Here is a 24,497-nt window from a genome sequence, read left to right as displayed (position 1 = left end):
GGTTACCTGCTTGATACCTAAAAACGCGTTACGCGCAGGCGAGCTCGCCATAGCGCTGTAACTGCACAAATGTGGTGGCCGGCACTCTCTCGCGGATAGCCTCGAACTCCCGCTGCGCCAGCAGCCGCCTCACCTCCGAGGCCGATATCGCCCGCCCCGCCGCTTCCCGCGTGCGCTCGATTTCCACCACCGCCAGCGCCGGGGCCGCCACCCGGCCCGGCTGCTCCAGCCAGTGGTGCATCGCCGCATTGTAGTGGTGTGTCACCGGGCAGAACGGCTCGGTGCCGACAAAACGCCGTGTGATACCCAGCGCCGGGGCGATGTAACGCCGGAAGATAATCAAATCCAGCGCCGCGTGCGCCTCGGTGATGCGCTGCGCCTCCTTGAGAAAATACCCCGGAAAGGTCGCCTTCGATATCAGGTAGTGCGACCCGGCATGCACCGTCAGGTTCGGGATGTGCGACACCCCCTGCTGCACCATCGCCAGCCGCTCACTGAACGGAAAGAACGACGCATCCTCGCGCACCACGAAGATATGCAGCCAGTCGCACGCCGCTGCCGCCTGCTCCGCCAGATAGCGGTGCCCCAGCGTAAACGGGTTGGCGTTCATCACGATACCCCCGATGTGCGCCCCCGGCTTCGCCTGCGCCGCCAGCGTCTGGCAATACTGCCGGATACCTATCGGCGTGTTCTCCATCAGCACCGCCTGGTCCTCGTAACAGGCCAGCGGGTAAAACCCGCAGCCCCGGAACACCGGCACGTTGCAGGGCCGCGTGTAGAGAAACAGGTGGAACAGCCCGCGACCGGCGGCAAACTGCACCACCTCGTTGACTATCGTCACCCCCAGACTCAGCTCGCGGTAGTCCGGGTCAACCGCCACGCACTTGATGGTGCTCGCGCACAGCCCGGCGCACGCCACCACGCGCCCCTGGTGGCGGCCCACCACAAAAAATTCGATATCGTCGTCCAGGCCCAGCTGACAACGCGCCAGCAGCGGCCCGACGTCCGTCAGCACCCGGGGGTGGCGCGCCACCTCGTGGGGGGTAAATGTCACACTCTCATCGGCGTACATGGGGGTATCCTGCTGGTTACGGTAGCTCACCGCCCGACCGGGCGGCTCAGTGGCCGACGGCAACGGCCTGACGCGCCCTGACCGGCCGCGCGGCTTCGCCGATGGTGTTGCGCAGGTGGCCGACATGCGCTATCTCCACCTCGATGCTGTCACCCGGCTGCATGAACAGCGGCGGATTACGCTTCTTGCCCACCCCGCCCGGCGACCCGGTAATGATGACGTCACCGGCACTGAGCGCGGTGAAGGTGCTGATGTACTCAATCAGGTCGGCCACCTTGTGGATCATGCTCGCCGTGGTGTCATCCTGCACCATGCGCCCGTTCAGGTAGGTGCGGATGGCCAGCGCATGCGGGTCGGGGATTTCGTCACGGGTGGTCAGGTACGGCCCGAACGCGCCGGTCTTCTGCCAGTTCTTGCCCGCCGTGAACCAGCTGTGCTGCCAGTCGCGCGCCGAGCCGTCCATGTAGCAGCTGTAACCGGCGACAAATTCGAGCGCCTCGTCACGGGCGATGTTCTGCCCGTCGCGGCCGATGATGACCGCCAGCTCGCCCTCGTAGTCAAACTCGCTGGAGTAGTGCGGCTTGAGCACCGGGGTGCCGTGGCCGGTCTGGGAGTCGGCGAAGCGCACGAACAGGGTCGGGGCCGGGTTCAGCTCGTTGAACTCCTTGCGCTTGTCGGCGTAGTTCATGCCGACGCAGAGGATTTTGGAGGGCGAGACAATCACCGGCAGAAAGGTGACGTCGGCGACGGCGATATCCGGGGTCTCTCCCTGGAAGGCGGCGGCCTCATGGAGCGCCTGACCGGCCAGCAGGGCTTTGAGGTCGGGGTAGCGCCCGCCCAGACGACGGCCCAAATCAATCAGCCCGGCGGAGGTGTAAATACCGTAACTGTTGTTGCCGTGATGGCGATAGCTTGCAAGTTTCATAACAACACCTGATGGTGGTGGAATTCACGATATATACCGGTTAATACCGTATTTCGTATCAACCGGTATTCCTGATGAGATAACCCAGGAATTTCACGTAACGGATATTTCATTTATTGACCGGATGTCAGAATGAATTTTCCACATCGTGAATTAACCTGATTTGCCGTCCACGGACGGCAATATATTTTTATGGTTATTTATTGCTTTGTGCCGCCACTAAATTGATACGCTGAATACCGTTCAGGTACGTCGCCACCAAAATACCACTGACCAGCAATGTAATAATAAATGCCGTCATCCCCAGCCAGCCAGCGGAAGAGAAAATAAGCCCGTTGCAATAACCGACCACTGACCCACCCATATAGTAGAAAAACAGATACAGTGCCGTTGCCTGGCCACGGGCATGGGTGGCATTTTTACTGACCCAGCTTAACCCAATCGAGTGGCAACCGAAGAAGCAACCGGTAAACAGAATCGCACCGATAACAAACGCAGCCAGATTAGCGGTTAACGTCAGCAACATGCCGCCAATCATAATCATAAATAATACGGACAATACTTTCAGCGCACCGTATTTTTGTGATAACCGACCGGCCTGCGGCGCGGTAAAAAAGCTCATGACAAAGCTAAATGAAATCAACCCGGCATTGGCATGAGAGACATTAAACGGCTCACGCGCCAGATGGAAGGCCAGATAGTTATACAGTGAGGTAAATACTCCAAAAATAATGAAGCTCACCACATACATTAACGAGAGCTTTTTGTTTTTAAAGTGCGCCATCGCGCCTTTGGCAATAGAAGAAAAGTTCAGGCTGTCACTGGCGTTAAAGTTTTTCGATGCAGGCAGCAATACGGAAACCAGCAGTGCGGCAAATATCAGCGTACAGGCAAAACCGTAGAAAATAGCATCAATAGACGCATGGCCGATTAACTGGCTGGCAACCACTCGCCCGGACATGCCGCCAATCGAATTACCAAACACGAAATACCCGGTGACCACCCCTGCGACCACCGGTGCGACCTCTTCACTGATATAGGCTGTCGCGGCAGCGGCAATACCGCTTAATGCCAGACCAATCACACCGCGCAGCATCACCAGTAACGCCCAGGATTTTACCAGCGGGCAAATGAGCGTCAGCAAAGCCCCCAGAATCAGTGAAACAACAATCAGCCGTTTGCGGCCATAGCGGTCGGCCAATGTGCCGGTAAATAATAATCCGATAGCCAGCATCGCGGTTTCTGCTGACAAAATAATACTCACCTGACTGACGGGAATATCATAATCCTTCGCCAGTACCGGTAATAACGGCTGAATAAAAAACAGTGATGCCAGCTCCGCCAGACCAGAAAATGCCAGTGCGAAAATAACACGCAGGTATTGAGAAATATTAACCTGCTTGTCCTGGCGATCAGGCGTCAGTGTCTGAATTGCACTCATAATAACCTCACAATATATTTGTAGGGATACAGGGAAATAAAATGAATTACCACATTCTTTATTTTTTAAATGTCTTCAACATCCAGAGCGTATGCAGGAACAAATACATTACCAACAAATAACTTCCTTGCGGTGCGAATCACGGAAGCGCGAATATCTTCATGGCGCTCACCGTTTTTCATTAATGAAACGGCGATTTTTCCACTCGGGTGCTCAATCGTGACCTCGTCTAAAAAAGCGTGGCGGTGTTCTTCGCCCAGCACATCCTGCGCCACGCTGCCTTCTATGACGCAGGCGGTAGAAATACCGATGGAGCCGGTGATCGCCAGCGAACGATGGCAGTTATGCGGCATGAAATAGCGCACCTGAATTGTGCCGCCAGCAACCGGTGGGCTGAGTAATACCGGTTTGGGGATAACCATGTTGCTGACATCGCCAAGCCCCATCGCCTGGCCTGCCTGTCGGCGGAGCTGTTCCAGGCGCTGCATAAAGGCACTGTCTGACTCCAGCGCCTGCGGCGATTCACTGCCGGTTTTATCCAGTGAACGGGCATCAATAAGCACCATCGGCATCGCCATATCAATGCAGGTGACGCTGATGCCATCAAACAGATCGCGCACCTTACCGGTGGGAAACAGTTTGCCGGTTTTACTGCCTGCCGAGTTCAGGAACGTCAGGCCCACCGGGGCGGCACGGCCGGGAACACCATCGATTTCGGTTTCGCCGTCATACTCCACGCGCTGATGCGGCGTGTGAATATCCGCATCAACCAGCGTGCCGGTGTTCAGGTTACGGATCCGCACCCGTGTGGTCGGGTGGCGGGCGTCAACCAGTCCATGCTCAATGGCAAACGGCCCGACGGCGCACAGCATGTTGCCGCAATTGGGCGTGGTATCCACCCGGCGCTCTTTGACCATCACCTGGGCAAACAGGTAATCGACATCGGCATCCGGGTGCGTGGAGCGGCTGACAATCGCCACCTTGCTGGTTTGCGGCGCGCCGCCGCCAATGCCATCAATTTCCAGCTCATGGCCGGAGCCCATCAGCGCCAGCAACACCTCATCGCGCTGCTGGCGGTCTTGCGGCAGGTCGCTGGCGAATATCACCGGCCCTTTCGACGTGCCGCCACGCATCAATACACAGGGGATCTTTACCATCATGTTTTCTCACGACTTGACTACTGTTGATGGCGCAAGCATCCCACAGGCGTATCCATGACTCTAATGTCAAAAAAATAACGATTAATTCGTTTCTTGCATTAATAATTTGCCCGCAACAGATTATCGTGTCAGTCAACCCGTCACGAGGAAAAGAGCGATGCAGCATGAACTTCAGGGCATCAAGGCGTTTGTCAAAATTGCGGATACCGGGTGTTTTACCAAAGCCTCTGAGCTGTTGCATATTTCGCAACCGGCGTTAACCCGGCGTATCAAAAAGCTGGAAGAGAGCCTCGGCGCGACGCTGTTTGAGCGTTCGACGCGCCGGGTCAGCCTGACGGCCGTCGGCAAAAGTTTTCTGCCTAATGCGCGCAACCTGATTGATTTTTATGAAAATGCCATTCTGAATATTCAGGAGATGGCCTCACACCAGACCGGCTTTGTCACGCTGTCGTGCATTCCTACCGCCGCGTTCTATTTTCTGCCTGCGGTAATTCGCAACTATAACGAGCACTACCCGAATATCCGCATCCGCATACTGGAACATAGCGCAAGCGACTGTCTCGATGCCGTGCTCAACGGGGACGCGGATTTTGGTATTAATATGATCAACGTCACACACTTCAATGTGGAGTTCACGCCGCTGGTCAATGAGCCGTTTGTGCTGGCCTGTCGGCGCGATCATCCGCTGGCAAACAAGTCGCTGGTGATGTGGGAAGACCTGGCGGATTACCCGCTGATTGGCGTGCGGCGCTCCAGCGGCAACCGGCTGTTAATCGAGCAGGCGCTGGAAGAGAGCGCCTGGAAACCGAACTGGTTTTATGAAGTGCGCCATTTATCAACCTCGCTGGGTATGGTCGAGGCCGGACTGGGCATTGCCGCGGTGCCAAGCCTTGCCATGCCGCGCGATGAACACCATGTGCTGGTGAGTAAGCCGTTGATTGAACCGGTGGTGCGCCGAACGCTCGGCGTGGTGCAACGTAAAGACTCGCCGCTGAGCCCGGCGGCCGAGCGCTTTAAAGAGATGTTGCTGCACCTGTGGTCAAATGAGAAAAATAGCCCCTGGATAGGCAAATTCAACCTATGAAGACCGGCGGCGCGGCCATCCGGCCGCACAATAGGCGCTGACAGCGTTGTCAGGAACATGTTATTGGTCATCTGCCGTTTTCGTCATATCCATTAACAGCGCGTGTGACCTAAATTCGCCGTATGCTATCGCCTTTCAGGAGGGCCCATGCCGGATAACATGACATCACACTACTCGCCTGACACCGGGCGTTTTTCTAATCCGCCCTCATCCAGCCAGCGCCCGATGCAAGCCACGCGCATGAGCCTGTGGCAAACCCTGTCGCTGTTGTGGCGGCTTGGCTTTCAGCGCCGGGGCCGCGCTCCCGCCCATCGGCTGGTGCAACACACCCCGGATATGGCGGCTTTTTTACGCCCTGACGCTCGCCTGAAATTCATCTGGTTTGGGCACTCGACGCTGCTGCTCAATCTGGATAATACCCGCATCCTGATTGACCCGGTGTTCTCCGCCAGCGCCTCGCCGTTTAGCCTGATGTTCCGCCGTTTTCAGCCGCCGGTGCTGTCAGTCGATGCGCTGCCTGCCATCGATGTGATTCTGCTGTCGCACGATCATTATGATCATCTGGACGCCAAAACGATCCGCGCCTTTCGCCACACCCACACCCGCTTTATCGTGCCGCTCAAGGTGGGCCAACACCTGCGCAAATGGGGCATTGCCGCTAACCGGATTGACGAGCTGGACTGGTGCCAGTCTACCCGCGTGGGCGACCTCACCTTCACCGCTACCCCGTCACACCACTTCTCCGGGCGCAGCCTGGCGGGCCGCAACACCACGCTGTGGGCCTCCTGGGTGATTCAGGGGCAACGGGAGCGCCTCTTCTTTAGCGGCGACTCTGGCTATGGCGAGCATTTCCGCGCCATCGGCGAACGTTTTGGCCCCTTCGACATCGCCTTTATGGAGAACGGTCAATACAACGAGCGCTGGCCGGACTCCCATATGCACCCGGCACAAACCGTGCAGGCCGTGGTGGATGTTCGCGCTCGCCTGTTTATGCCTATCCACTGGGGCATGTTCTCACTCGCGTTTCACGACTGGGCCGACCCGGTGCGTGACAGTAGCCAACTGGCGCGGGAGCAGGCCCTGCCGATAATCATGCCGATGCTGGGGGAAGTGGTGACACTCGGTGAGCCAACGCTGACCCACGCCTGGTGGGAAAGTGGTGTTGATACCGCACCAGCCCGATGCAGCACCAGAGATACGGTGCAGGATATGGAGTAGCTTCTGAGGTGGGAGATGAGTAGTACGCGCCAGTATCACCATTTCCCCTCTCCAATCGGCTGGGATATCAGCAACATCGAAATACAGTGGCTGGCGTTGGGGCATGCTATCCCCTTTGCTGATCAATAGTACGTTTCACATTCTGACGGATGCCTGCATAAATAACCGGTAACTGTCAGATCAGGTCTGAACTAATACACCTGATTTTTTATGAGACCCTTCTTATATAAGAAATAAAGTTATACTCTGGGTCACTTTCAAACTCCGAAATGAATTTAATAGCTTTTTCAGTTACTATCCCTTTAACTCTAAATAGCTGCGAAAAATAGCAAATCACTTAAAGAGAGCTCGGCCCGGATTGTGCTATCTGATCAATCGCTAAACGGACTGAACAATACGGATAATAGTATCCATTCCCTGTGACGAACGACGCCTGATGTAGAAAACCATTCATAAAACGCACGATAAAAATTATACCCGCAGGTTCACAGCCATGTTCATACTACACCGGGGTGTAGCGTGTCAGTATCGCAGTATTAGGGTGTGTCCCTTAACTATTTTTTGTACAGATCAGCATTGTCATAACTGCGCCAAAAAACGCGTTTAAGCAATAAATAACGACTAAAAACGTTTAATTTTTAACCAATATTCGCCTTTCGGAAATGATTCTTGCGGCACTTCTTAGCGCACTGCGAGGTTAAGGGACAGACCCTAGATGCAACCCTTTAGGTTTGATAGTCTGATGGCGACTGAGATTTATTTCCAATCTTAACTTGCGCTAAATGCAACCAGATAAAAATGAAATAAGAATCAAAAAAAATAATAACTAATGTTAATTATTTCACATAGTTATCATATTCAAATATTTTAATGTCTCCACATTAAAAAAAATAATAATATAGTATATACATATAATATGGTTTTATATTTCATAAAAAATAAAATTTAAAGTGTTTTATCCCTTACCAAGAATAATCCAGATCCCCCTTAGCCAATGAAATACAAAGTTTTCCCTCTTTTATCTATAGATTGTGGTAAATTTTCTGTGATATGTTTATTTTTTTATTTTAACAATGAGATCATTATGGAAGATTTCTATTCATGTCCTGCTTGTAATTCCGAATTAAAAATTATTGACAATAAATTTTGTGAGATTAGATCAGCGCTTATTTTTAATAAATTAGAATTTAGACAGTATCTTTGCGAAAAATGCAAACATTCTTGTACTTATCATAACGTTCCTTTAGAGCTAATATATAAAGCAGAAACAGCTCTGGCCACAGACAGGCAATTAGGTGATTTTAGAAAAGAGTTTATAAAAAAGAATCTAAATTTAAGCACTATCGATGGCCTTGCTATTGAAATTGGTGGTGGCCCCGGTGAGCTGGCTGAATACATTCGTTGCGAATGTGGACATGATAAAGGAATAGTTGTAGATTTTGTTGATAGAGTTTCTTTCGAAAACTTGAACTTTGTTCATTCTGATTTAAATGATTGCAAGGATTACTTCGCACAATCCCTTGCAGAATACAACATCAAAAACAAGAGAAATATATTTCTTTTATCACATGTTCTTGAACATATTTTCAATCCTTCTGAATTGTTAAGCATTCTGAAAGAATTTAAGAATAGCTATTTCTTTATTGAGGTACCTAATTTTGGCGTCCCACACAGCAGACTTGATTTAAGATATTCGATTAACTGCCCAGACCATATTCATTACTTCAATTCTCAATCACTTTTATCTATTATTCAAAATGTTGGACTTAATATTATTGCTTTTGAATGCCAAAATAGCCCATTAGTCCCAGCATTACGGGTTTTATGTAATGCGAGTGATTTAATTAATGCTGTTGGAGACTATAAGAAGCATCTTGAATTAGTTAGCGAAGAGATTGTAGATATCATTAATAAATATAGCACCACACATACAGTTTATTTATGGGGATTATCTGCATTTGCAGCCGAGGCCATAAGAAAGGCAAAAGGGAAAGTCAAAGGAATATTTGATACCAAATATGAATTTGATTATTTTCAAGATATTCAAGTGGTTAATGATCCTGTCGGCTATAATTTTGCACATGGTGAAAATCCAATTTTTATTTGTGGTTCTACATTCTCAGTTGTTCAGGAGGCTATGAGAAAGAAACTGGCCACTTTATCTCCTGACTATACTTTACTGACTGTGCCGTATGAATAATTTATTCCTTGTCACAAAAGAGTTCTTGGAATCAATTTGAGAGTTACGTAATTCTGTGTAATTGCCACCATGTTAAAGGTGATCGCTCAGGCGGTCACCGAACTCGATAATAAAACAGCTCATCGCTAAATAGCTTCTCATATTACCGCTCCACTTTAGTCAGGCCAGGTTGGTTGCCGGGAAATGGTGAAGCTGCATTCATAAATTGCGTTACCTGTTTCAGTAACTGCCACAGGTACTGGCACTGATGGTTTCGCGTTATTGTCTCGTGTAACGATAGCCACAGCCGCTCTATCGGATTCAGCCACGGCGAATAGGTCGGCAGAAACAGCAGCCGGAACTTGCTGTTCTCCGCCAGCCAGCGCTCCACTTTGTGGCTTTTATGGATGATGTCGTTATCAACCACCAACGTAATGGTTTTCGCCCGCCGGTATATGCGTCGTAATGCCTCTAACAGTTGGATAAATAAATCAGAGCTCTTGCTGTTGCCACTAACGTAGGAGACTCGGCCCGTCACCGAATGCAGTGCGCCAGCCAGATAATGTTTCTGGTTCTGTCCCGGCGTGGCGATACGTTTCTGCTGCCCTTTGGGCATCCAGTCGGCACCGATTTTCGGGTTCAGGTCGATATCGACTTCATCCTGATAAAACACGGGATTAGCCGCTGAGCCCTGAGCCAGCGCCTGCTCGATGGCAAGCCGCTTTTCATCATAATACGGGTCCCTGATTTTCAGCGTCGGTGCGGCCCTGCGCCAGACCATACCGGCCTGTTTGAGGTATCGGTGCAGGGTGGAGCGGTGAAGCGTCACGTCAAAAAGCCGGTTGACGATGCGGGTCAGTAACTCTGTACTCCAGCGGGAGCGCAGCCAGCCGAAATCCTTCGGTGAACGTTGAACCAGCAAGGGAAGCACACGCTGGATATCGGCGACTGGCCAGCAAGGCGCACGACCGGGCCTGAGGCTCTTGAGTCCTTCAACACCTTGTAAAGTAAACCAGTTTATCCATCTTCCGACGGATGAACGCGCAGCACAGAGCAGTCTGGCGACGTCGGTGACGGTCATTCCCCGATGCAACATCAACATGGCAATGAGTCGTCTGGCATAATTTTTATCGCGTGTTTGTTGGGCTTCTTTGCACATCAGTTGTCGTTCTTCATCAGGGATTGCTGCTATGATCGGCATCGCTCAGTCCGGTTGGTGATTTGGGATATTTGGCGATTGATCAGATCGCTCAATTCGGACTGAGTTCCCTTCAAGTGATCTACTATTTTGCGAAGCTATTTAGTCGCCAATTCTGGATCGGCATACTCCATTTTTTCGAGGCCGACTGTATCGCCAGATAAATCATTTTACGTACCGAATAATCTGTCGGGGCGGGGGCAGTCCAACCCGGAATTTAAACTCCTTGCAAAAGTGACGTTAGAGCGAATTTCATCCATTCGCTAACCTTCATTCTGAAGCCTGCTTCGGCAGGTTTTTTTGTTTACATCGTTATCAGAAAGCCCTCTGTAATTTGTGGCGCAGCGCGTCACGCCGTTCGGCATCGGCCTGCTCCTTGCGTTGCGCGGTGTCGAGCCAATCGTGAGCGGCACTGGGGCTGAGAATAAACACCCCGTCATCGTCGCCTATGGCGATGTCACCGGGGTTTACCGCCACGCCGGATAGCCGGAGCGGTACATTCACCGCCCCTTGCAGGCCAAGGGTGCGGGTGGTGATGGCGCTCACGCCGGTGCAAAACACCGGCAGCCCGAGCGTGCGCAGTGCGCGGGAATCGGTTACGGCACCGGCGACCACCACGCCGGCCAACCCTTTGACGCAGGCCGCCAGCGTGCGCAGCTCGCCCCAGCAGGCGCGCGTCGCCTCTTGCATGGCATCAATCACCAGCACATCGCCGGGCTGGCTCAATAACAGCGCCTCGCGCAGTATGCCGCCATCGGGCGGGCACAGTTTTACCGTCACCACGTTGCCCACCATCTGCACCGGTTGCCACAGCGGTTGAAGGCCGTGCAGGTAGCCGTGGTCGGTGAGGTGCCCAAGCGTAGAGGTGCTGATGTGGCGGTACTGTGCCAGCAGTGTTGCGCTGGCGGGCGGCACCCGTGGCAGAATCAGGCCGGCTGGCGGCGCGTCGGTGTCATGCGGCGACATCATGCCTCCTTGCGCGCTGGTGTTTCACGCCCAAATGGAATGCACAGCGGCGTGTGGAAAAACGGGTCGTTGATGATGCGGCAATCGAGATCAAACACCGTTTTCACCATTGCCTCATTGAGAATGTCAGCCGGTGCGCCTTGTGCGAAGGCGGTGCGGTTATGCACCGCCACCATATGGTCGGCATAGCGGCAGGCCAGATTCAGGTCATGCAGCACCATGATGATGGTTTTGCCGTGCTGGCGATTGAGCGCGCGCAGCAAATCGAGCACGTCAATCTGGTGGGCCAAATCCAAAAACGTGGTCGGTTCATCGAGCAGCACCACCTCGGTATCCTGCGCCAGCGTCATGGCTATCCACACCCGCTGGCGCTGGCCGCCGGAAAGCGCATCCACCGGGCGGTGCGCCAGTGCCTCGGTGCCGGTTTGCACCAGCGCCTGATGCACCATCCGTTCATCTTCCGTTGACCATTGCTGTAGCCAGTTTTGATACGGATAGCGCCCCAGGCTGACCAGTTGCTTGACGGTTATCCCCTCCGGGGCCTGCGGCATCTGTGGCAGGATCGCCAGCTCGCGCGCCACCTGCGCCGTTGGCTTGCGGTGGATATCTTCACCGTTGAGGATAACCGACCCTTGCAGCGGCGTGAGCAGGCGGGCAAACGCTTTAAGCAGCGTACTTTTACCGCAGCCGTTGCTGCCAATCAGTACCGAGACTTTGCCGCGCGGCAGCGCCAGATCCAGCGACTCGATAATGGTCTGCCGGGCATACCCCAGCGTTACCCCTTGACTGCGAATGGCGGTCATCATCCGTTTCCTTCCTGCCGTTGTTGCATCAATAAGTATAAAAAGAACGGTGCGCCCAGCACCGCAACAAAAATACCGGCCGGTAAATCCAGCGGCAAAAACAGCGTGCGGGCGCACAAATCAGCCACGTTAACCAGCGCCGCACCGCATAAAAACGCCATGATGGCCTGTGCGGCAAACCCCGGCGGCACCAGCCGTTTGGCGATGTGTGGCGCAATCAGGCCGACAAACGCCATCGCCCCGCCGCAGGCAATTGCGGCCCCGGCCAGCGCAACACTCAGCGCCAGCAACGCCAGCCGCACCGCTTGCACCCGCACGCCAATGCCCTGCGCCAGTGCGTCATCCAGTTGTTGTACCTGCACCTGACGCGCCAGCAGTATCAGGCACGGCAGCAACAGCACCAGCCACCCCGCCAGCGCGCGCGCATCTTGCCAGCTTGCGCCATACACGCTGCCCGTCAGCCAGACATACGCCGACAGCGTAGTGGTCAGCGGGCTGAAAACCAGCAGAAAAGTGGTTGTCGCCATCAACAGCGCCGAAACGCCCACGCCGGTCAGCACCAGTCGCAACGGCGACACACCGGACTGCCAGGCCAGCGCATACACCGCACAGGCCGCGCCACCGGCACCGGCCATCGCCGCCAGAGGCAGATAATGCGGCCCGAACAGCGATGCGCCAAATGACAAATAGCCCACCGCCGCTGCGCTGGCTCCACTGCTGATGCCAAGAATATCCGGTGAGGCCAGCGGGTTACGCACCATCGCCTGCAACATCAGGCCGGACACAGCCAGCGCACCGCCCACCATCGCCGCCAGCAGGACGCGCGGTAAACGCAACTGCCGGACTATCATGCCAGCGCCCTCCAGCGTACTGCCCTCGTGCGGCGAAGGCCACAGCGCGCGCCACACCTCCCACGGCGCAAGCCATACTTTCCCGATGCCAAGCGAGGTTATCATCAGGGCGAGCAGTACGCCGGTCATCAGCGCAAGGCGATACAGCGTATTCAGGTTGTACTGGCGCGACCACCGCCCCCAGCGCCACACGCGCTCATACGTTCGATTATCCGGCACCATGCCGCCCTCCGCGCCGCAGTTGCATAATAAAAAACGGTGCGCCAAACAGCGCCGTCATCACGCCCACCGGCACCTCCTGCGGCAGGATAACCACGCGCGCCAGAATATCGGCCAGCAACAGCAACGCCGCCCCCAGCAGCGCACAGCCGGGCAACAGCCAGCGGTGGTCGGCGGGCAGCAGCGTGCGGGCGAGGTGCGGCACAATCAGGCCGATAAAGCCGATGCTGCCCGCCATCGCCACCGCGCTGCCCGCCAGCACCACCACCACCAGACTCATCAGCGCCCGCAGGCGCGCGGTGCGCTGGCCCAGCCCGCGCGCAATGGCATCACCGGCATGCAACACATTGATTTGCCCGCTCAGGCACATCGCCGCCAGCAGCGCCAGTACGCCGTATCCCATCAGCGGCAGCACCGCGTTAAGCTCGCGCCCGGCCACCGACCCGGCCAGCCAGAACAACACCGTGTCCAGCCCCTCCTGATTGACCACCAGCAGCGCCTGACTGAACGCCGAGAACAGCGCGGTGATAGCCGCCCCAGCCAGCACAATACGCAGCGGGTTCAGGCTGCCTTTCCCGAGCGTGCCAACCAGCCACACCAGGCCGCCTGCCAGCGCCGCACCGGCAAACGCCGCCCAGAGCCACACCGCCATGCCGAGCGCGGGAAACCAGGACACGCAGACGATGAGCAGGAACATCGCGCCAGCGTTAATGCCAAACAGCCCCGGCGAGGCCAGCGGGTTACGCGTCAAGACCTGCATCAGCAGCCCCGCCACCGCCAGCGCCGCCCCGACCAGCATCGCCATCAGCGTGCGCGCCAGCCGGGTGGATGTCACCAGAATGTGGCTGACATTAAGCGCATCATGCTGCCAGAAGGCCGCAAGCACCTGCCCCGGCGCAATCCACACCGGGCCGGTCATCACGCTCAAGCCCGCCAGCACCAGCACCGCCAGCCCCGCCGTCAGCACCACCGGCCACGGCCTGCGCGCCGCCGTGATGAGCGGGTTCATGATGCCACCTCCCCGCCGATTCCCGTTACCCGATGGATATCATCGAGCATCAGGTTGGCCCCCAGAATACCGCCGGACAAACTCCAGGCGACGCCATCGACCACCCACACCTGCCCGCGCTGCACAGCGCGCAAACGCTGCCACAGCGGATGCTGAATCAGCGACTGATAATGGCGTTGCACCGCCGGGCTGTTGGCGCGTAAAAACACAAAAAACACCTCGGCATCCAGCACCGGAAGGCTCTCCTTGTTGGTGAGTTTGAGTGAGACACCCGGCTGGCTGCGGCTGGTTTCGCTCCAGCCAAACCCCAGTTCGCTCAGTACCGAGCCGGGAAAACTGGGCGGCAGGTAGCTGCGGATATGATCTTCGCGGATATCCAGCACCGCTACCGTCGGCAAAGTCGCGCCGCCAAAGCGCTGGCGTAACTGTGCCTGCAACGTCGCCACCCGCTGCTGCCAGTGTTGCAGGCACTGCCCGGCCTGCACCTGCACGCCCAATGCCTGCCCCATCACCGCCAGCGTGGTTTTAAACTGGTAGATTTCATCCAGCATCACCACCGGCGCAATCTGTGATAACAGCGGCTGCAAACGCTGATGGCGAAAGCGCGACGCAACAATCATCTCCGGTTTTAGCAACACGATATCTTCAAGACTGGGCTGCGTTTCCAGCCCGACATGCGCCACGCCATCAAGCGCCGCGCGCAGGTAGCGATACATCGGTTTTTCCGTCCACGAGTCCACCACACCGACCGGGGTGATACCCAGCGCCACCGCCGTATCCGTCGCCCCCTGAAATAACGTAATCAGCCGTGGTGGCCGGGCCGGAGCCTGAGCCAGCGCCGGTAAGCCTGCTGCCAGCGGCAACAGGCTGAGTGCCGTGCGCAATAAGTTGCGCCGGGAAAGTAAATACGCATTCACGATTCTATGTAATCTGCCTTTTTTATAGTGATGACCAATCCATTACGTTCAGAAAGGAGATCTTGTCTCTTGCTCATGTCGTGCGTGCCATCACCTCGCCAAAGTGAGCCGCTGTTTATCCCGCACGAAATGTCTCTCCGCCCTGACATGAACCCAATAGCAACGCCCTGGGTTCGTTAACACGATTTACCCATGATGGCCTGAAACGGGTTAATCACCTCGCCTTTGCCAAACGGCATACTCCCCGGCCCGCCCGCACGGGCAATCATCGGCGTGATCAGCAGTTTCTGCGGCCAGTTGGGGACATCGAACAGGCGGGTTTTCAGCATGGCGTGCGTGTCGCTACTGAAACCGGTGCGGTCAATCGCGTCGTTGATTTCCATTTGCATCACCTGCCACAGGCGAGCCGCCGACAGCGCATAAGTCTCGGCCAGCGTGTCGATAATCGCCCGCAGGTTGACCTGAATCCCCAGCGTTTGCAGCCAGAACAGCAGGTCATCGAGCCGGTCGTGGTACAGCGTGTTGGCGTGCCCCTGTTTGATGCGATACACCGGGTCTTGCATGCCGTGTTGCTCAAGCGTCGGCACATGAATGCGCAGCGAGTCGTGGTCACGCAGCAATACCCCGTGCGCTTCGCCCGCCTTCCAGACCAGTACCGCGTTCTGGCCGTGAATTTCGCCCAGCATGCCAAGCCGGAACAGACGAAAATTGATGTCAAAAAAGCAGCGGCACAGCTCGGCAAACAGCGTTTCAACGCCGTGTGCGTCCGCCGACAGGCCGCGATACGCCAGCCAGTCGTCAAAGAAATGGCGTCGGCTGACGGGTAACGGCGTACCGAGAGCGGCCATCGGCAGCAGGCGGTAGTCAGGGTTATCGAACAATTCAGCCGGGTAGGTGCGCACCATCGCCGAGAGGTGGCGCGGCGCTTCGTCAAACAAGGTGGCCTGTGGCGGCATAAACGCCCACCATTTGCTCTCATCGCACATGTAGAGCCGCTGCTCTAACAGGGCGTCTTTGGCGCGCGCCTGGCGCAACAGCCTCTCACTCAGGCCACCGTTGATCATTTTCACCGCCGGCAGATAGCGCGATGCGCCCAGCGAGTAGACCGCCATCGGCAATTTGAGGTAGTCGGCGCTGGCAAAGCACGGCGTCATCGAGCGCAATGATGAGGTCGGCAGGTAGCGGGCGGCGCTGAAATCAAGCCGGTGACAATCGCCATGACGGAAAACCTCACCCAGTTGCGGCTCCAGAATATGGTCAAACTGCCACGGATGCACCGGCAGGGCGATATGCGTGTCGGCGATACCACGCGCCACCAGTTCCTGCTGCAACGCCGCCTGCTCTGCCGGTGGCAGCAGATAGCGCGCCGGATACTGAGACGCGGCATCGCTAATGCCATCACCGCATTGCAGGCGCGCTTTCGCCACCGCCACCCAGTTCAGTGCCACCGGGGCGGCAAACTCCGCCACATAACGGCAGTATTCCTGCACATCCAGCCCCTGCTTGGCCTTGGCCGTCGGGTGATAGGGGCGGTCGCGCAGTGACGCCCACTGCTCCATTACCTGGAAGAAATCCGCGTTAGTGCGTGTCATCAGCGCATCGGTATCAATGCGATGCGCCTGCGACAGCGCCGTCTGCCAGACGCTGGTGGTGAGCACATCCAGAAACAACGCCTGCCCTTTGGCATTCTCCTGCCCGCCCTGCTGAGCGGCAAACACCCGATTCATGAAGCTCTCCGGCTCCAGTGCCTGCCAGTCATTACCGCCCTGCTGCCACAGATAGACCGCCGTTTGCGGCACTTTTTCCCAGCGCTGGGTAATTCCGGGGCGCAACAGCAGCACCAGATGGCACTGTTCGCGTTCATCGCAGCACCAGCGCCACAGGCGCGCGTCGCCCGCCGGTTCGCCAAATGGCGTGGTGCAGCCATAGTGCGCCAGCCACTCATCGCCACGGTACAGCGCCAGCGGCTGCGGGCCAAAAAAGTGCTCGGCCAGCAGACAATCCACCAGATCCTGCATCACGCTGGCGCAGGCCAGTTGATAGTGAGAGTGAGAATAAGGGGGGATGTTTATCGCCTGATTTTCCATTGGATCACTTTCCTTCTGTCAATACGGTAGTGGCCAGTCTGGCCTGAAGTGCGCGAAACGCGATGCCACGCTCGTCACCTAATACAAATGCCTGAACCCCACGCGCACGGGCGCGGGCATGATCGTCTTGCTGGCGCGCAATTGCGCAGTAAACGACGTGGTGCGCCTGGGCGGCCTGCCAGATTTCGCCAAGTGCCGCCTGCACTTCATCCGCCGCGGTTTGCCACGGCATACCAAGCGACTGGGAGAGATCGGCTGCGCCTTCGAGGATCATGTCGAGCCCGTCCACGGCAGCAATCGCGCTGGCCTGACGCACGCCCTCGGCACTCTCTATCATCGCCACCAGCATGATTTCCCGGTTCGCCTGCACCACATACTCCGCCAGGCTGTGCTTGCCAAACGCACCGGGGCGGCCGCTGTTTAAGCTGCGCTCACCTTTCGGGTGGTAGAAGCAGGCCCGGATGGCTTCGCGTACCTGCGCCGCCTGCTCCACCCGTGGCAGCACGATGCCCTGCGCGCCGCCATCCAGCAGTCGCAGCAGGGTTTTGGCGTTAAAATCCGCCGCCCGCACCAGCGGCGTCAGGCCGTAGCTTTCCGCCACCCGAATCATGTTTTCCACCGTTTCCGGGTTTATCAGCACATGTTCCATGTCGATAATCACAAAATCGAACCCGGCTTCGGCAATCAGTTCGATGGATACCGGCGAAGGAATCGAGGCTATCAGCCCGTAAACCGGCCGCCCGGTGGCCAGCTTACGTTTGAGTTGGTTGGCCCTTAACATGATGCAGGCCGGAATGGATAAAGCGGGTTCGGCACCGCTTTAAAGCGGCGTTCGCCATCACCGAGCAGGCGACGTTTGGTGAGTTCCTCCACTTCATAGGTCGGGGCAAACACATCAAACAGCGCATAGCGTGAGCGGTGCTGCGGGTGGGCGGCCTGATAGTCCAGTACCACCTCTGCCGTCATTTGCCAGAACTGTGCTTCCGGCAGGGCATAATGCTGGCGCAGGAAAATCGCCATCTCCGCCAGACAGATGAAGAAAAAGGCGTCGCAGGTGAAATCGCGCACCGCGTTGACGTCTTCCGTCAGGATAAAGGAGTTACGGTTGATTTTGGCGTGGCTGGCCGGTAGCGGCACCAGATCCGGGCGCATCGCAGGACGCGCCAGATGATCCGGGCTGTAACGCACGCCGTCGTGAAAATCTTTTAGCGCAATGCGCTCAGGCCAGCCGTCACGCGCGATCAGAATAATATTCTGCCCGTGCGATTCCATGCCAATGCCCTCGGCATACAGCATGTGGATAATCGGCGTCACCGTCACCACCAGCAACTGGCGCGTCCAGGCCTCCAGCCCATACTGCCGCACCCAGTGGTCGATAAACGGCGTTGGCGTACCGCTGTTATCACCGTGCTCAACATGGCTTAAGCCGTTAAACGGCACCGCCTGCTCACCGGCTTGCAGATAGGTGTGAATATTCTCGCGCCAGAGGGCTCCGAACGTGCCATAGGCTTGCGCCATGCGCGTCGGTAACAGCGCCTGAGTGTCGAAGCTGACGCCCGCCACCTCACGCAGGATAACCATCTTCAGGTTACGGGCGGTCTGGTCGGTGTCGATCAGCGCATGTAGCCAGTCAGTAATAATTGGCCCGTTCATCACCGTGTGCCGCGCTAAAATCCGGGTGCTGGAGGTGTTGGTGATACTCAGCGCCAGCTTGACGTAAGGCCGTGACGTATCCGCGACATTCGCCAATGTGCGAATCGACTGCTGCGCCTGATAACTGGCCTGCGACAGGCCAAGGTAAATCAGCTCGCCGCAGGCCAGCTCCGGGTAGAATACCGGGACAATCACCTGCCGCCACTGCCACGGATGCACCGGCACCAGCCAGTAGTCGTCTATCTGTCGTCCCTGCTGCGCCAGCTGTTCGCTGAACGCCTGCACCTGCGCCGGGCCGCATTCGGCCAGCAGGAAATCCTCCAGATTCAGCGAGGTTGAATGGTTGGCTGATGCACGGTTTTTGGCCAGCGCCAGCCATACCAGCGCAATCGGTGTGGCGAACTCCGGCCCGAATTGCCGGTTATCTTGCAGGCTAAAACCGATACGGGATTTGTAGCAAGGGTGGTAGCTGTGCGCATCCATAAAATGCCGCTCCAGCGCATCGAACCCCAGCTGGTGCGCAGGCCCGGCCGGTTGGTAGTGCTGCGTGCGCGCCTGTAAATCTTTCAGTTGCGTCTGCTCTAACTCCTGCACAAAGCGCGCCAAAAATGGGTTGTCCTGTTGCTCGCCCAGCAGCTCGGCCAGCAGCAGATGCAGCGTTGGCTGGCTCTCTTCGCCGCGGGCATCGCACCGGCGCAGGCTGGCGTAATCAAGGCGAATGAGCGAAAAGCTGTCGTTTATCCGCCCCAGACAGCGGTACTCCACCGCCGCCTGCCGGGCATCCACGCCCCGGAGAATAAACTGATGGTTACCGCCAGCCTGCGGCAGGCTCTGCCAGGGCACCACCGCTTCATACAGCAGTGTTTGCAGCAGTTGCCCGACTACGCGCTGTTCAACGCGCCTATAGCGCTCCGCGCGCGCCTCTTGCTGCGTCAACCAATCACAGGCATCGTCCTGCGTATCTGAGGGGATGAGAGGTGCAGAGAATGTTTCCATACGATCGTCTCGCCTTAAGCTTGTCAGTAAAAAACCGATAAGTGAACGGGCTTGCCGCTGGCCTAACGCACCGGCGGCGTCCCTGAGAGCAGCGCATTGGCCGCTGCCTCATCACTCGTGGAGGGAAAACGCCACGCACAGGGCAGCGCCAGTGCAATCACCACCGCCGTGGCGATAAAGGCTTCACTGATGGCCGATGCACGAGCCAGCACGGGGATAAGCGTGCTTCCTGCGAGGCGATATTCGAGATACAGCGAGGCCAGCACTATCGCCAGTGATGACACCAGTCGCCGTGAAATGTTGTTCATGGCCGCCCCTTGTGTCACCAGCGCCTGCGGCAGGACATTGAGCCCAGCGGTGGTCACCGGCATGTAGGACAAGCCAAGCCCTGCGCCACGCAGCAGCATCCAGCCAAACAGCGCCGAGAGCGAGCTGTGCGCGCCGCAAAACCCCAGCCCCAGCGTTGCCAGCACGGTGAGCATCAGCCCAAGGCTGACCACCCGCGCCGCGCCGTAGCGGGGAAGCCAGTGGCCACCGAGTTTGCCAAACAGGCTGGCGCACAGCGCCGTCGCCAGCAGCGCCAGCCCCGTCCACAGTGCGCTGTAGCCCATCACCATCTGCACCAGCATCGGCAACAGCACCAGGCACTCAAACATGCCGACCGATTGCACCACCGCAATCACCACACTGAGCCGATAACCGCGCAGCGTGAAAATACGCAGGTTCAGCAGCGGCTGCGCCAGACGCAACTCAACGCGCACAAACACCGCCAGACACACCAGTGCCGCCAGCAGCATCAGCAGGTTCAGCGGTTGCCACAGCGCCGCGGCATGGTGCAGGCGGCTGGTCACAGTCATCAGCAGCCCGACGCCGACGCACACCAGCAGATAGCCGATGACATCAAACGGCCGCCGTGCCGCTGGCGCAGTGTATGGCAGCACCCGCCAGCCCAGCAGCAGCGCCAGCAGCCCAACCGGAATATTCATGACAAACAGCGCAGGCCAGGAGAACCACGCCAGCAACAGGCCACCGCACAGCGGGCCCAGCGCCGGAGCCAGCATGACCGCCGCGCCCCACAGCCCGGTGATGCCGTCGCGTTCGCCTTTCGGGTAGACCGAGAAAATCAGCGTCAGCGACAGCGGGATCATCAGCCCGCTGGCAGCACCCTGCACCGCCCGGGCGGCAATAACCCAGCCGACCGAACCGGCCATCGCCCCGGCAGCAGAACCGGCAATAAACAGCGCCGTGCCCAGCAAATAAAGGCGGCGGTTGCCGAGCCGGTCGCCGAGATAACCGGTCAGCGGCATGGTAATGCCCATGCTCACCATGAATGCGGCGACAATCCAGGTCGCCCACAGCGGGCCGATGTTAAACGCATCGATAAACGCCGGTAAGGCCGGGTTGAGCGAGCTGTTATTCAGGCTGACGGTAGTGGTGCCAAGCAGCACCGTGGCCACCACCAGCCGGCGTGATGGCTGGCGTTCAGTCACAGAGAAGGGCTCCGCTGGCATCCCGTATCACCGCGTCGGTATCGATAAACCCCTGCACCGGGCGGGGGTGGCAGAGAAAATCGGCATGAGAGATGTTATAGCCATAGGCACCCGCCAGCGGCAGCACCAGGATGTCGCCCACCGCGACATCGCCCAGCCGTTGATCGCGGCTCAGCACATCTTTAGGCGTGCACAACTGCCCGACCACCGTCCATGTCTGCACCGCGGATGCCTGACGGTCATCCACCGCTGCACGGTGGCGCGGAACAAGGATGACCGGATGGTCATGCCCCTGTGCTACCGGCAGACGAAACTGATGCGTTCCGCCCCGGCAAACCAGAAAGTCTTTACCGTGGCTGTGCTTTTTATCCAGCACTTCGATGGCGTAATAACCGCAGTAGGCGCTGATAAACCGGCCCGGCTCGAAACGGAGCAGCGGCGCATCGCGCAACTGTGCCAGACGGCTTTGCAGGTCATCGCACAAGGCCTGCCAGTCAAAACGCGTCGGTGTCAGGTAAGCCACGCCAATGCCGCCGCCCACATTCAGGTGCCTCACCGTCTCTGGCCGCGCCGACAGCGCCTTCCAGTGCGGCCAGCGCGTCAGGTAGAACGCCAGCAACTGCTGATGACGCCAGACATCCATCTGGTGTGACATCGCATGAACATGAAAGCCGGTGAGTTGCAGGTGGCTGGCGTTATCCACCTCACGCACCGCCTCGGCCAGCTCGCTTTCATCGATGCCAAACGGCGTTGGCGTACCGGCCATCGCCAGTTTGCTGGTCAGCGTGTCAGGCAGCGTCGGGTTAATACGGATCAATACCGACTGCACTACCCCGCGCGCGCTGGCGCACTGTTGCAGGCGGGCAATTTCACGGCGGCTTTCGACGTGGATCGCCTGTGCACCGTGTGCCAGCGCCTGGGCAAAATCGGAATCCAGCTTGCCCGGCCCGGAGAAAACAAACGGTTTACGGGTGTCACAGCCCAGCACGCGGGCTATTTCACCGCCGGAGGAGATTTCAAAGCCATGCACCAGCGGGGCCAGCGCATCCAGTATCGGTTTTTCACTGTTGGCTTTGATGGCGTAATAGAGTTCCACCCCGTCAGGCAGCGCGGCCATCACCCGGCTGACGTGCTGGCGCAGGGCGTTCAGGTCGTAGACAAATGCAGCCAGCGGGTCGGTTTGTTGCTGTTGTAGCCGGATAACGGCGGCGCGAATGTGCGCAGGCAGCGGGTGCACACCGTCAGTCAGGGAATGGGAATCGCCAGTCTCAGGTTTTTGCTGCAAAGACAGGTTAGCCATAGTGCACCGCCTGCGTTGATGCGCCCTTGCCGGTCTGTGCACGCTGGCCTGCGCTCACCGGTGACGCGGCCGGGTTCGGCATCACCGCCCAGGGCGCGGTCAGACGCACATATCCCGCCTGCCGGTCGGCCTGGGCCGCAAGCCGGACTTTCAGGTTGGTTTTGCACGCCACCGTGCCACCGGCAATCAACGCATCCAGCTCGGGAGCCGGGGCTGACAACGTATTGCGGATAAGACTGAGCTGCTGGCGCACTTTACGCCACATCGGGGTCGCCAGATGTGGCCGCTGATGGCTCAGCGCCAGAATCGCCTCTGACAAGTTATTGATAAACAAACAATACATAATGCGGTTCCAGCCCTGCTCACGCGAATACAGCAGTGACTGACGTACCCGCGGGTGCACCCCGTCTTCCAGATAACGCACACCGAGATCATCGGTGAGTTTGACGCCCTCAAAATCACGCAACAACACCTGCTGGGGGCGGCCACGGTGATGCACCAGCACGCTGTTTTGCAAATGCGGTTCCATCACCACGCCATGATTGAAAAACAGTGACAACACCGGGCCAAGGAGCTGCGCCTGATAGAGATCAAACCAGTGCAGCAAGGCGTGATCGTCAAGCACAGCCCCGTACTGAGTGGACAGAAATGTCTGGATCATCGGTTGCAGGTCAATGCCGCGGGCAAACAGCGTGCCCGTCATCAGGCTGTGTTGCGCGCCGCTGCGCTGGCAAAAGTTTTCGCGCAAAATACCGCCGGTTTGCTCACGAAACCAGTGACTATCTTCCTCACTCGCCCCGGCCGGATGCCAGCTCACCACGCCGGGTTCCGCCACCGTCACCAGCCCGCCGAGCGAATCGGCGTGATGACTGTGCAACTGGCGGAACAGGCGGTCAATCAGCACCGTGCTCTCAAGCTCATACCAGGCATTTTTGCGCACACAATTGGTGATGCGCACATTGAGCGAACCCTTGATAAAGTAGTCGTGCCCGGCAATAAACCAGGTACGAATCGAGGCGGTGGGGCTGGCCACCCGCCCGCTCTGCCCCAAATCACGGATGTGGCCGTCTCGCAATAATTGCGCCACCCGCTCATCTTGCATGAACAGCTGCGCCTGTACCGGATGCATGCAGATAATGGCATGCCCCGGCGAGGCAGGTTGCTGGTCGGCGAATCCGCCGAGCACCTGCGCGGGCGTGAGGCCATTCGCGCCGATGTGTAAGCCGTCTTGCGGCACCTCGAACTGATGCAGCGCCGCACTGGCCTGAAATTCCGGGGCCCACTGCTGCTGGCCGAGATGGGCGGGCCATAAGCGGGCTTTCGGTGCCGGATGGTTCGGGTGGCCAAACCACAATCCCTGCTCACTTTGCAGGTAATGTTGCAGCGGCGCATCGTTAGCCTGGGTGCTGCCTTCGGCGGCGCGATTGTGGTGCACAATCTCACTGACCAACTGCTGGCTTTGGCGAATCTGCTGATACAGCTCCGGGTTCTGGCTACCCATTTCCTGCTCACAGGCAGCCAGCAAGCGGGCGACCAGCGTGGCGAAATCAAGGCAATGCCATTCACTCAGCGGCTGGCGCAGATAAACATCCGACAGGTAATACTGGCTGCCAAAGCTGTCTTTTCGGTCAACCATGACAAACAACTGGCCCCGGTCAGGCAGGTCTATCAACAGCGGAATGCCATTCCAGCGCGCACCATCAAAATACGCCCCCGGCGCAATGCCGTTCATTTCGTCTGGCCATCGATATCGCACGTTTCCATTTGGTATGGCGAACTCTTTGATAAAGCAATTAAGCAGCCCATGCAGGGTGGCTTTTTCACTTATCATTCTGGATAACACATCATGATTTCGGCTATTCATCTCTGCTCCATAAGAATAATCGTTGGCCGGGGGTGTATTTCGTGATTAAGGTTTATCATCCTGAA

The 24,497-nt window shown here is 57.3% G+C and carries 19 protein-coding genes and 1 pseudogene; 4 read left to right on the top strand and 16 right to left on the bottom strand.

Going from position 1 to position 24,497, the window contains the following annotated elements:
• Window positions 1-28: 28 nt before the first annotated feature.
• The 4 genes from citC to DAQ1742_RS06960 all read right to left on the bottom strand — a co-directional run bounded on the left by citC (window position 29) and on the right by DAQ1742_RS06960 (window position 4,595).
• On the bottom strand, window positions 29-1,072 hold the full coding sequence (citC, locus tag DAQ1742_RS06975) for a [citrate (pro-3S)-lyase] ligase (RefSeq protein ID WP_035342607.1): 1,044 nt from the start codon (window positions 1,070-1,072) through the stop codon (window positions 29-31).
• 46 nt (window positions 1,073-1,118) lie between these two features.
• Window positions 1,119-1,997 (bottom strand): fumarylacetoacetate hydrolase family protein, encoded by an 879-nt coding sequence (locus tag DAQ1742_RS06970; RefSeq protein ID WP_067487151.1) that lies wholly within the window; start codon window positions 1,995-1,997, stop codon window positions 1,119-1,121.
• A 196-nt stretch (window positions 1,998-2,193) separates the two neighbouring features.
• Window positions 2,194-3,438 carry an MFS transporter gene (locus DAQ1742_RS06965; RefSeq protein ID WP_180706263.1) on the bottom strand — a complete coding sequence of 415 codons (1,245 nt, stop codon included), beginning with the start codon at window positions 3,436-3,438 and terminating at the stop codon, window positions 2,194-2,196.
• A 65-nt stretch (window positions 3,439-3,503) separates the two neighbouring features.
• A complete protein-coding gene (locus DAQ1742_RS06960; RefSeq protein WP_071604086.1) occupies window positions 3,504-4,595 on the bottom strand; it encodes a 4-oxalomesaconate tautomerase in 1,092 nt (363 codons plus the stop codon).
• 160 nt (window positions 4,596-4,755) lie between these two features.
• Here DAQ1742_RS06960 and DAQ1742_RS06955 point away from each other — a divergent pair, with 160 nt between their 5' ends.
• From DAQ1742_RS06955 to DAQ1742_RS06945, 4 genes and pseudogenes are all read left to right on the top strand, one after another.
• Window positions 4,756-5,682, top strand: coding sequence for a LysR family transcriptional regulator (locus tag DAQ1742_RS06955; protein ID WP_035342838.1), 927 nt, complete (start codon window positions 4,756-4,758; stop codon window positions 5,680-5,682).
• 147 nt (window positions 5,683-5,829) lie between these two features.
• On the top strand, window positions 5,830-6,900 hold the full coding sequence (locus DAQ1742_RS06950; protein ID WP_035342840.1) for an MBL fold metallo-hydrolase: 1,071 nt from the start codon (window positions 5,830-5,832) through the stop codon (window positions 6,898-6,900).
• 436 nt (window positions 6,901-7,336) lie between these two features.
• Window positions 7,337-7,414, top strand: a pseudogene (locus DAQ1742_RS20505) (hypothetical protein); the annotation flags it as partial.
• 570 nt (window positions 7,415-7,984) lie between these two features.
• Window positions 7,985-9,100, top strand: a complete 1,116-nt coding sequence (locus tag DAQ1742_RS06945) for a class I SAM-dependent methyltransferase (protein ID WP_067487153.1) — start codon at window positions 7,985-7,987, stop codon at window positions 9,098-9,100.
• Window positions 9,101-9,242: 142 nt separating this feature from the next.
• On the opposite strand, the gene DAQ1742_RS06940 is transcribed toward DAQ1742_RS06945, so the two are convergent.
• The 12 genes from DAQ1742_RS06940 to DAQ1742_RS06885 all read right to left on the bottom strand — a co-directional run bounded on the left by DAQ1742_RS06940 (window position 9,243) and on the right by DAQ1742_RS06885 (window position 24,432).
• A complete protein-coding gene (locus tag DAQ1742_RS06940; RefSeq protein WP_180706262.1) occupies window positions 9,243-10,280 on the bottom strand; it encodes an IS630 family transposase in 1,038 nt (345 codons plus the stop codon).
• Window positions 10,281-10,592: 312 nt separating this feature from the next.
• Window positions 10,593-11,246, bottom strand: a complete 654-nt coding sequence (locus tag DAQ1742_RS06935) for an RraA family protein (RefSeq protein WP_232046601.1) — start codon at window positions 11,244-11,246, stop codon at window positions 10,593-10,595.
• Complete coding sequence (locus tag DAQ1742_RS06930; RefSeq protein WP_067487512.1) at window positions 11,243-12,046, bottom strand: ABC transporter ATP-binding protein; 804 nt, start codon at window positions 12,044-12,046, stop codon at window positions 11,243-11,245. Before DAQ1742_RS06930 ends, DAQ1742_RS06935 begins: the two co-directional genes overlap by 4 nt.
• Window positions 12,046-13,119, bottom strand: a complete 1,074-nt coding sequence (locus DAQ1742_RS06925; RefSeq protein ID WP_051124071.1) for a FecCD family ABC transporter permease — start codon at window positions 13,117-13,119, stop codon at window positions 12,046-12,048. The genes DAQ1742_RS06930 and DAQ1742_RS06925 overlap by 1 nt, the downstream gene beginning before the upstream one ends.
• A complete protein-coding gene (locus DAQ1742_RS06920) occupies window positions 13,106-14,035 on the bottom strand; it encodes a FecCD family ABC transporter permease (RefSeq protein WP_371327847.1) in 930 nt (309 codons plus the stop codon). Before DAQ1742_RS06920 ends, DAQ1742_RS06925 begins: the two co-directional genes overlap by 14 nt.
• A gap of 86 nt (window positions 14,036-14,121) precedes the next feature.
• Window positions 14,122-15,042: an ABC transporter substrate-binding protein gene (locus DAQ1742_RS06915; protein ID WP_035342845.1), complete on the bottom strand. Its 921-nt coding sequence runs from the start codon at window positions 15,040-15,042 to the stop codon at window positions 14,122-14,124.
• A 176-nt stretch (window positions 15,043-15,218) separates the two neighbouring features.
• Window positions 15,219-17,129 carry an IucA/IucC family protein gene (locus tag DAQ1742_RS06910; protein WP_051124073.1) on the bottom strand — a complete coding sequence of 637 codons (1,911 nt, stop codon included), beginning with the start codon at window positions 17,127-17,129 and terminating at the stop codon, window positions 15,219-15,221.
• A gap of 4 nt (window positions 17,130-17,133) precedes the next feature.
• Window positions 17,134-17,910, bottom strand: coding sequence for an HpcH/HpaI aldolase family protein (locus DAQ1742_RS06905; protein ID WP_035342847.1), 777 nt, complete (start codon window positions 17,908-17,910; stop codon window positions 17,134-17,136).
• The gene (locus DAQ1742_RS06900) at window positions 17,904-19,778 is read right to left on the bottom strand and encodes an IucA/IucC family protein (RefSeq protein ID WP_035342848.1); all 1,875 of its coding nucleotides are present in this window, start codon (window positions 19,776-19,778) and stop codon (window positions 17,904-17,906) included. Before DAQ1742_RS06900 ends, DAQ1742_RS06905 begins: the two co-directional genes overlap by 7 nt.
• Window positions 19,779-19,840: 62 nt before the next feature.
• Window positions 19,841-21,289: a DHA2 family efflux MFS transporter permease subunit gene (locus DAQ1742_RS06895; protein ID WP_145916193.1), complete on the bottom strand. Its 1,449-nt coding sequence runs from the start codon at window positions 21,287-21,289 to the stop codon at window positions 19,841-19,843.
• Entirely contained in the window at window positions 21,261-22,568 is a 1,308-nt protein-coding gene (locus tag DAQ1742_RS06890) for a type III PLP-dependent enzyme (protein ID WP_083961073.1), read from the bottom strand. The genes DAQ1742_RS06895 and DAQ1742_RS06890 overlap by 29 nt, the downstream gene beginning before the upstream one ends.
• Window positions 22,561-24,432 (bottom strand): IucA/IucC family protein, encoded by a 1,872-nt coding sequence (locus tag DAQ1742_RS06885; protein WP_083961075.1) that lies wholly within the window; start codon window positions 24,430-24,432, stop codon window positions 22,561-22,563. The genes DAQ1742_RS06890 and DAQ1742_RS06885 overlap by 8 nt, the downstream gene beginning before the upstream one ends.
• Between the last annotated feature and the right edge of the window lie 65 nt (window positions 24,433-24,497).

Source organism: Dickeya aquatica (assembly GCF_900095885.1).
Lineage (GTDB): Bacteria > Pseudomonadota > Gammaproteobacteria > Enterobacterales > Enterobacteriaceae > Dickeya > Dickeya aquatica.
This window is presented reverse-complemented; position numbering and strand designations above follow the sequence as displayed.

What these genes read in the sequence shown, in the direction of transcription:
- citC (WP_035342607.1), bottom strand. Translation starts at nt 1,072, where the DNA reads ATGTACGCCGATGAGAGTGTGACATTTACCCCCCACGAGGTGGCGCGC.
- DAQ1742_RS06970 (WP_067487151.1), bottom strand. Translation starts at nt 1,997, where the DNA reads ATGAAACTTGCAAGCTATCGCCATCACGGCAACAACAGTTACGGTATT.
- DAQ1742_RS06965 (WP_180706263.1), bottom strand. Translation starts at nt 3,438, where the DNA reads ATGAGTGCAATTCAGACACTGACGCCTGATCGCCAGGACAAGCAGGTT.
- DAQ1742_RS06960 (WP_071604086.1), bottom strand. Translation starts at nt 4,595, where the DNA reads ATGGTAAAGATCCCCTGTGTATTGATGCGTGGCGGCACGTCGAAAGGG.
- DAQ1742_RS06955 (WP_035342838.1), top strand. Translation starts at nt 4,756, where the DNA reads ATGCAGCATGAACTTCAGGGCATCAAGGCGTTTGTCAAAATTGCGGAT.
- DAQ1742_RS06950 (WP_035342840.1), top strand. Translation starts at nt 5,830, where the DNA reads ATGCCGGATAACATGACATCACACTACTCGCCTGACACCGGGCGTTTT.
- DAQ1742_RS06945 (WP_067487153.1), top strand. Translation starts at nt 7,985, where the DNA reads ATGGAAGATTTCTATTCATGTCCTGCTTGTAATTCCGAATTAAAAATT.
- DAQ1742_RS06940 (WP_180706262.1), bottom strand. Translation starts at nt 10,280, where the DNA reads ATGCCGATCATAGCAGCAATCCCTGATGAAGAACGACAACTGATGTGC.
- DAQ1742_RS06935 (WP_232046601.1), bottom strand. Translation starts at nt 11,246, where the DNA reads ATGATGTCGCCGCATGACACCGACGCGCCGCCAGCCGGCCTGATTCTG.
- DAQ1742_RS06930 (WP_067487512.1), bottom strand. Translation starts at nt 12,046, where the DNA reads ATGACCGCCATTCGCAGTCAAGGGGTAACGCTGGGGTATGCCCGGCAG.
- DAQ1742_RS06925 (WP_051124071.1), bottom strand. Translation starts at nt 13,119, where the DNA reads ATGGTGCCGGATAATCGAACGTATGAGCGCGTGTGGCGCTGGGGGCGG.
- DAQ1742_RS06920 (WP_371327847.1), bottom strand. Translation starts at nt 14,035, where the DNA reads ATGACCGGCCCGGTGTGGATTGCGCCGGGGCAGGTGCTTGCGGCCTTC.
- DAQ1742_RS06910 (WP_051124073.1), bottom strand. Translation starts at nt 17,129, where the DNA reads ATGGAAAATCAGGCGATAAACATCCCCCCTTATTCTCACTCTCACTAT.
- DAQ1742_RS06905 (WP_035342847.1), bottom strand. Translation starts at nt 17,910, where the DNA reads ATGTTAAGGGCCAACCAACTCAAACGTAAGCTGGCCACCGGGCGGCCG.
- DAQ1742_RS06900 (WP_035342848.1), bottom strand. Translation starts at nt 19,778, where the DNA reads ATGGAAACATTCTCTGCACCTCTCATCCCCTCAGATACGCAGGACGAT.
- DAQ1742_RS06895 (WP_145916193.1), bottom strand. Translation starts at nt 21,289, where the DNA reads ATGCCAGCGGAGCCCTTCTCTGTGACTGAACGCCAGCCATCACGCCGG.
- DAQ1742_RS06890 (WP_083961073.1), bottom strand. Translation starts at nt 22,568, where the DNA reads ATGGCTAACCTGTCTTTGCAGCAAAAACCTGAGACTGGCGATTCCCAT.
- DAQ1742_RS06885 (WP_083961075.1), bottom strand. Translation starts at nt 24,432, where the DNA reads ATGAATAGCCGAAATCATGATGTGTTATCCAGAATGATAAGTGAAAAA.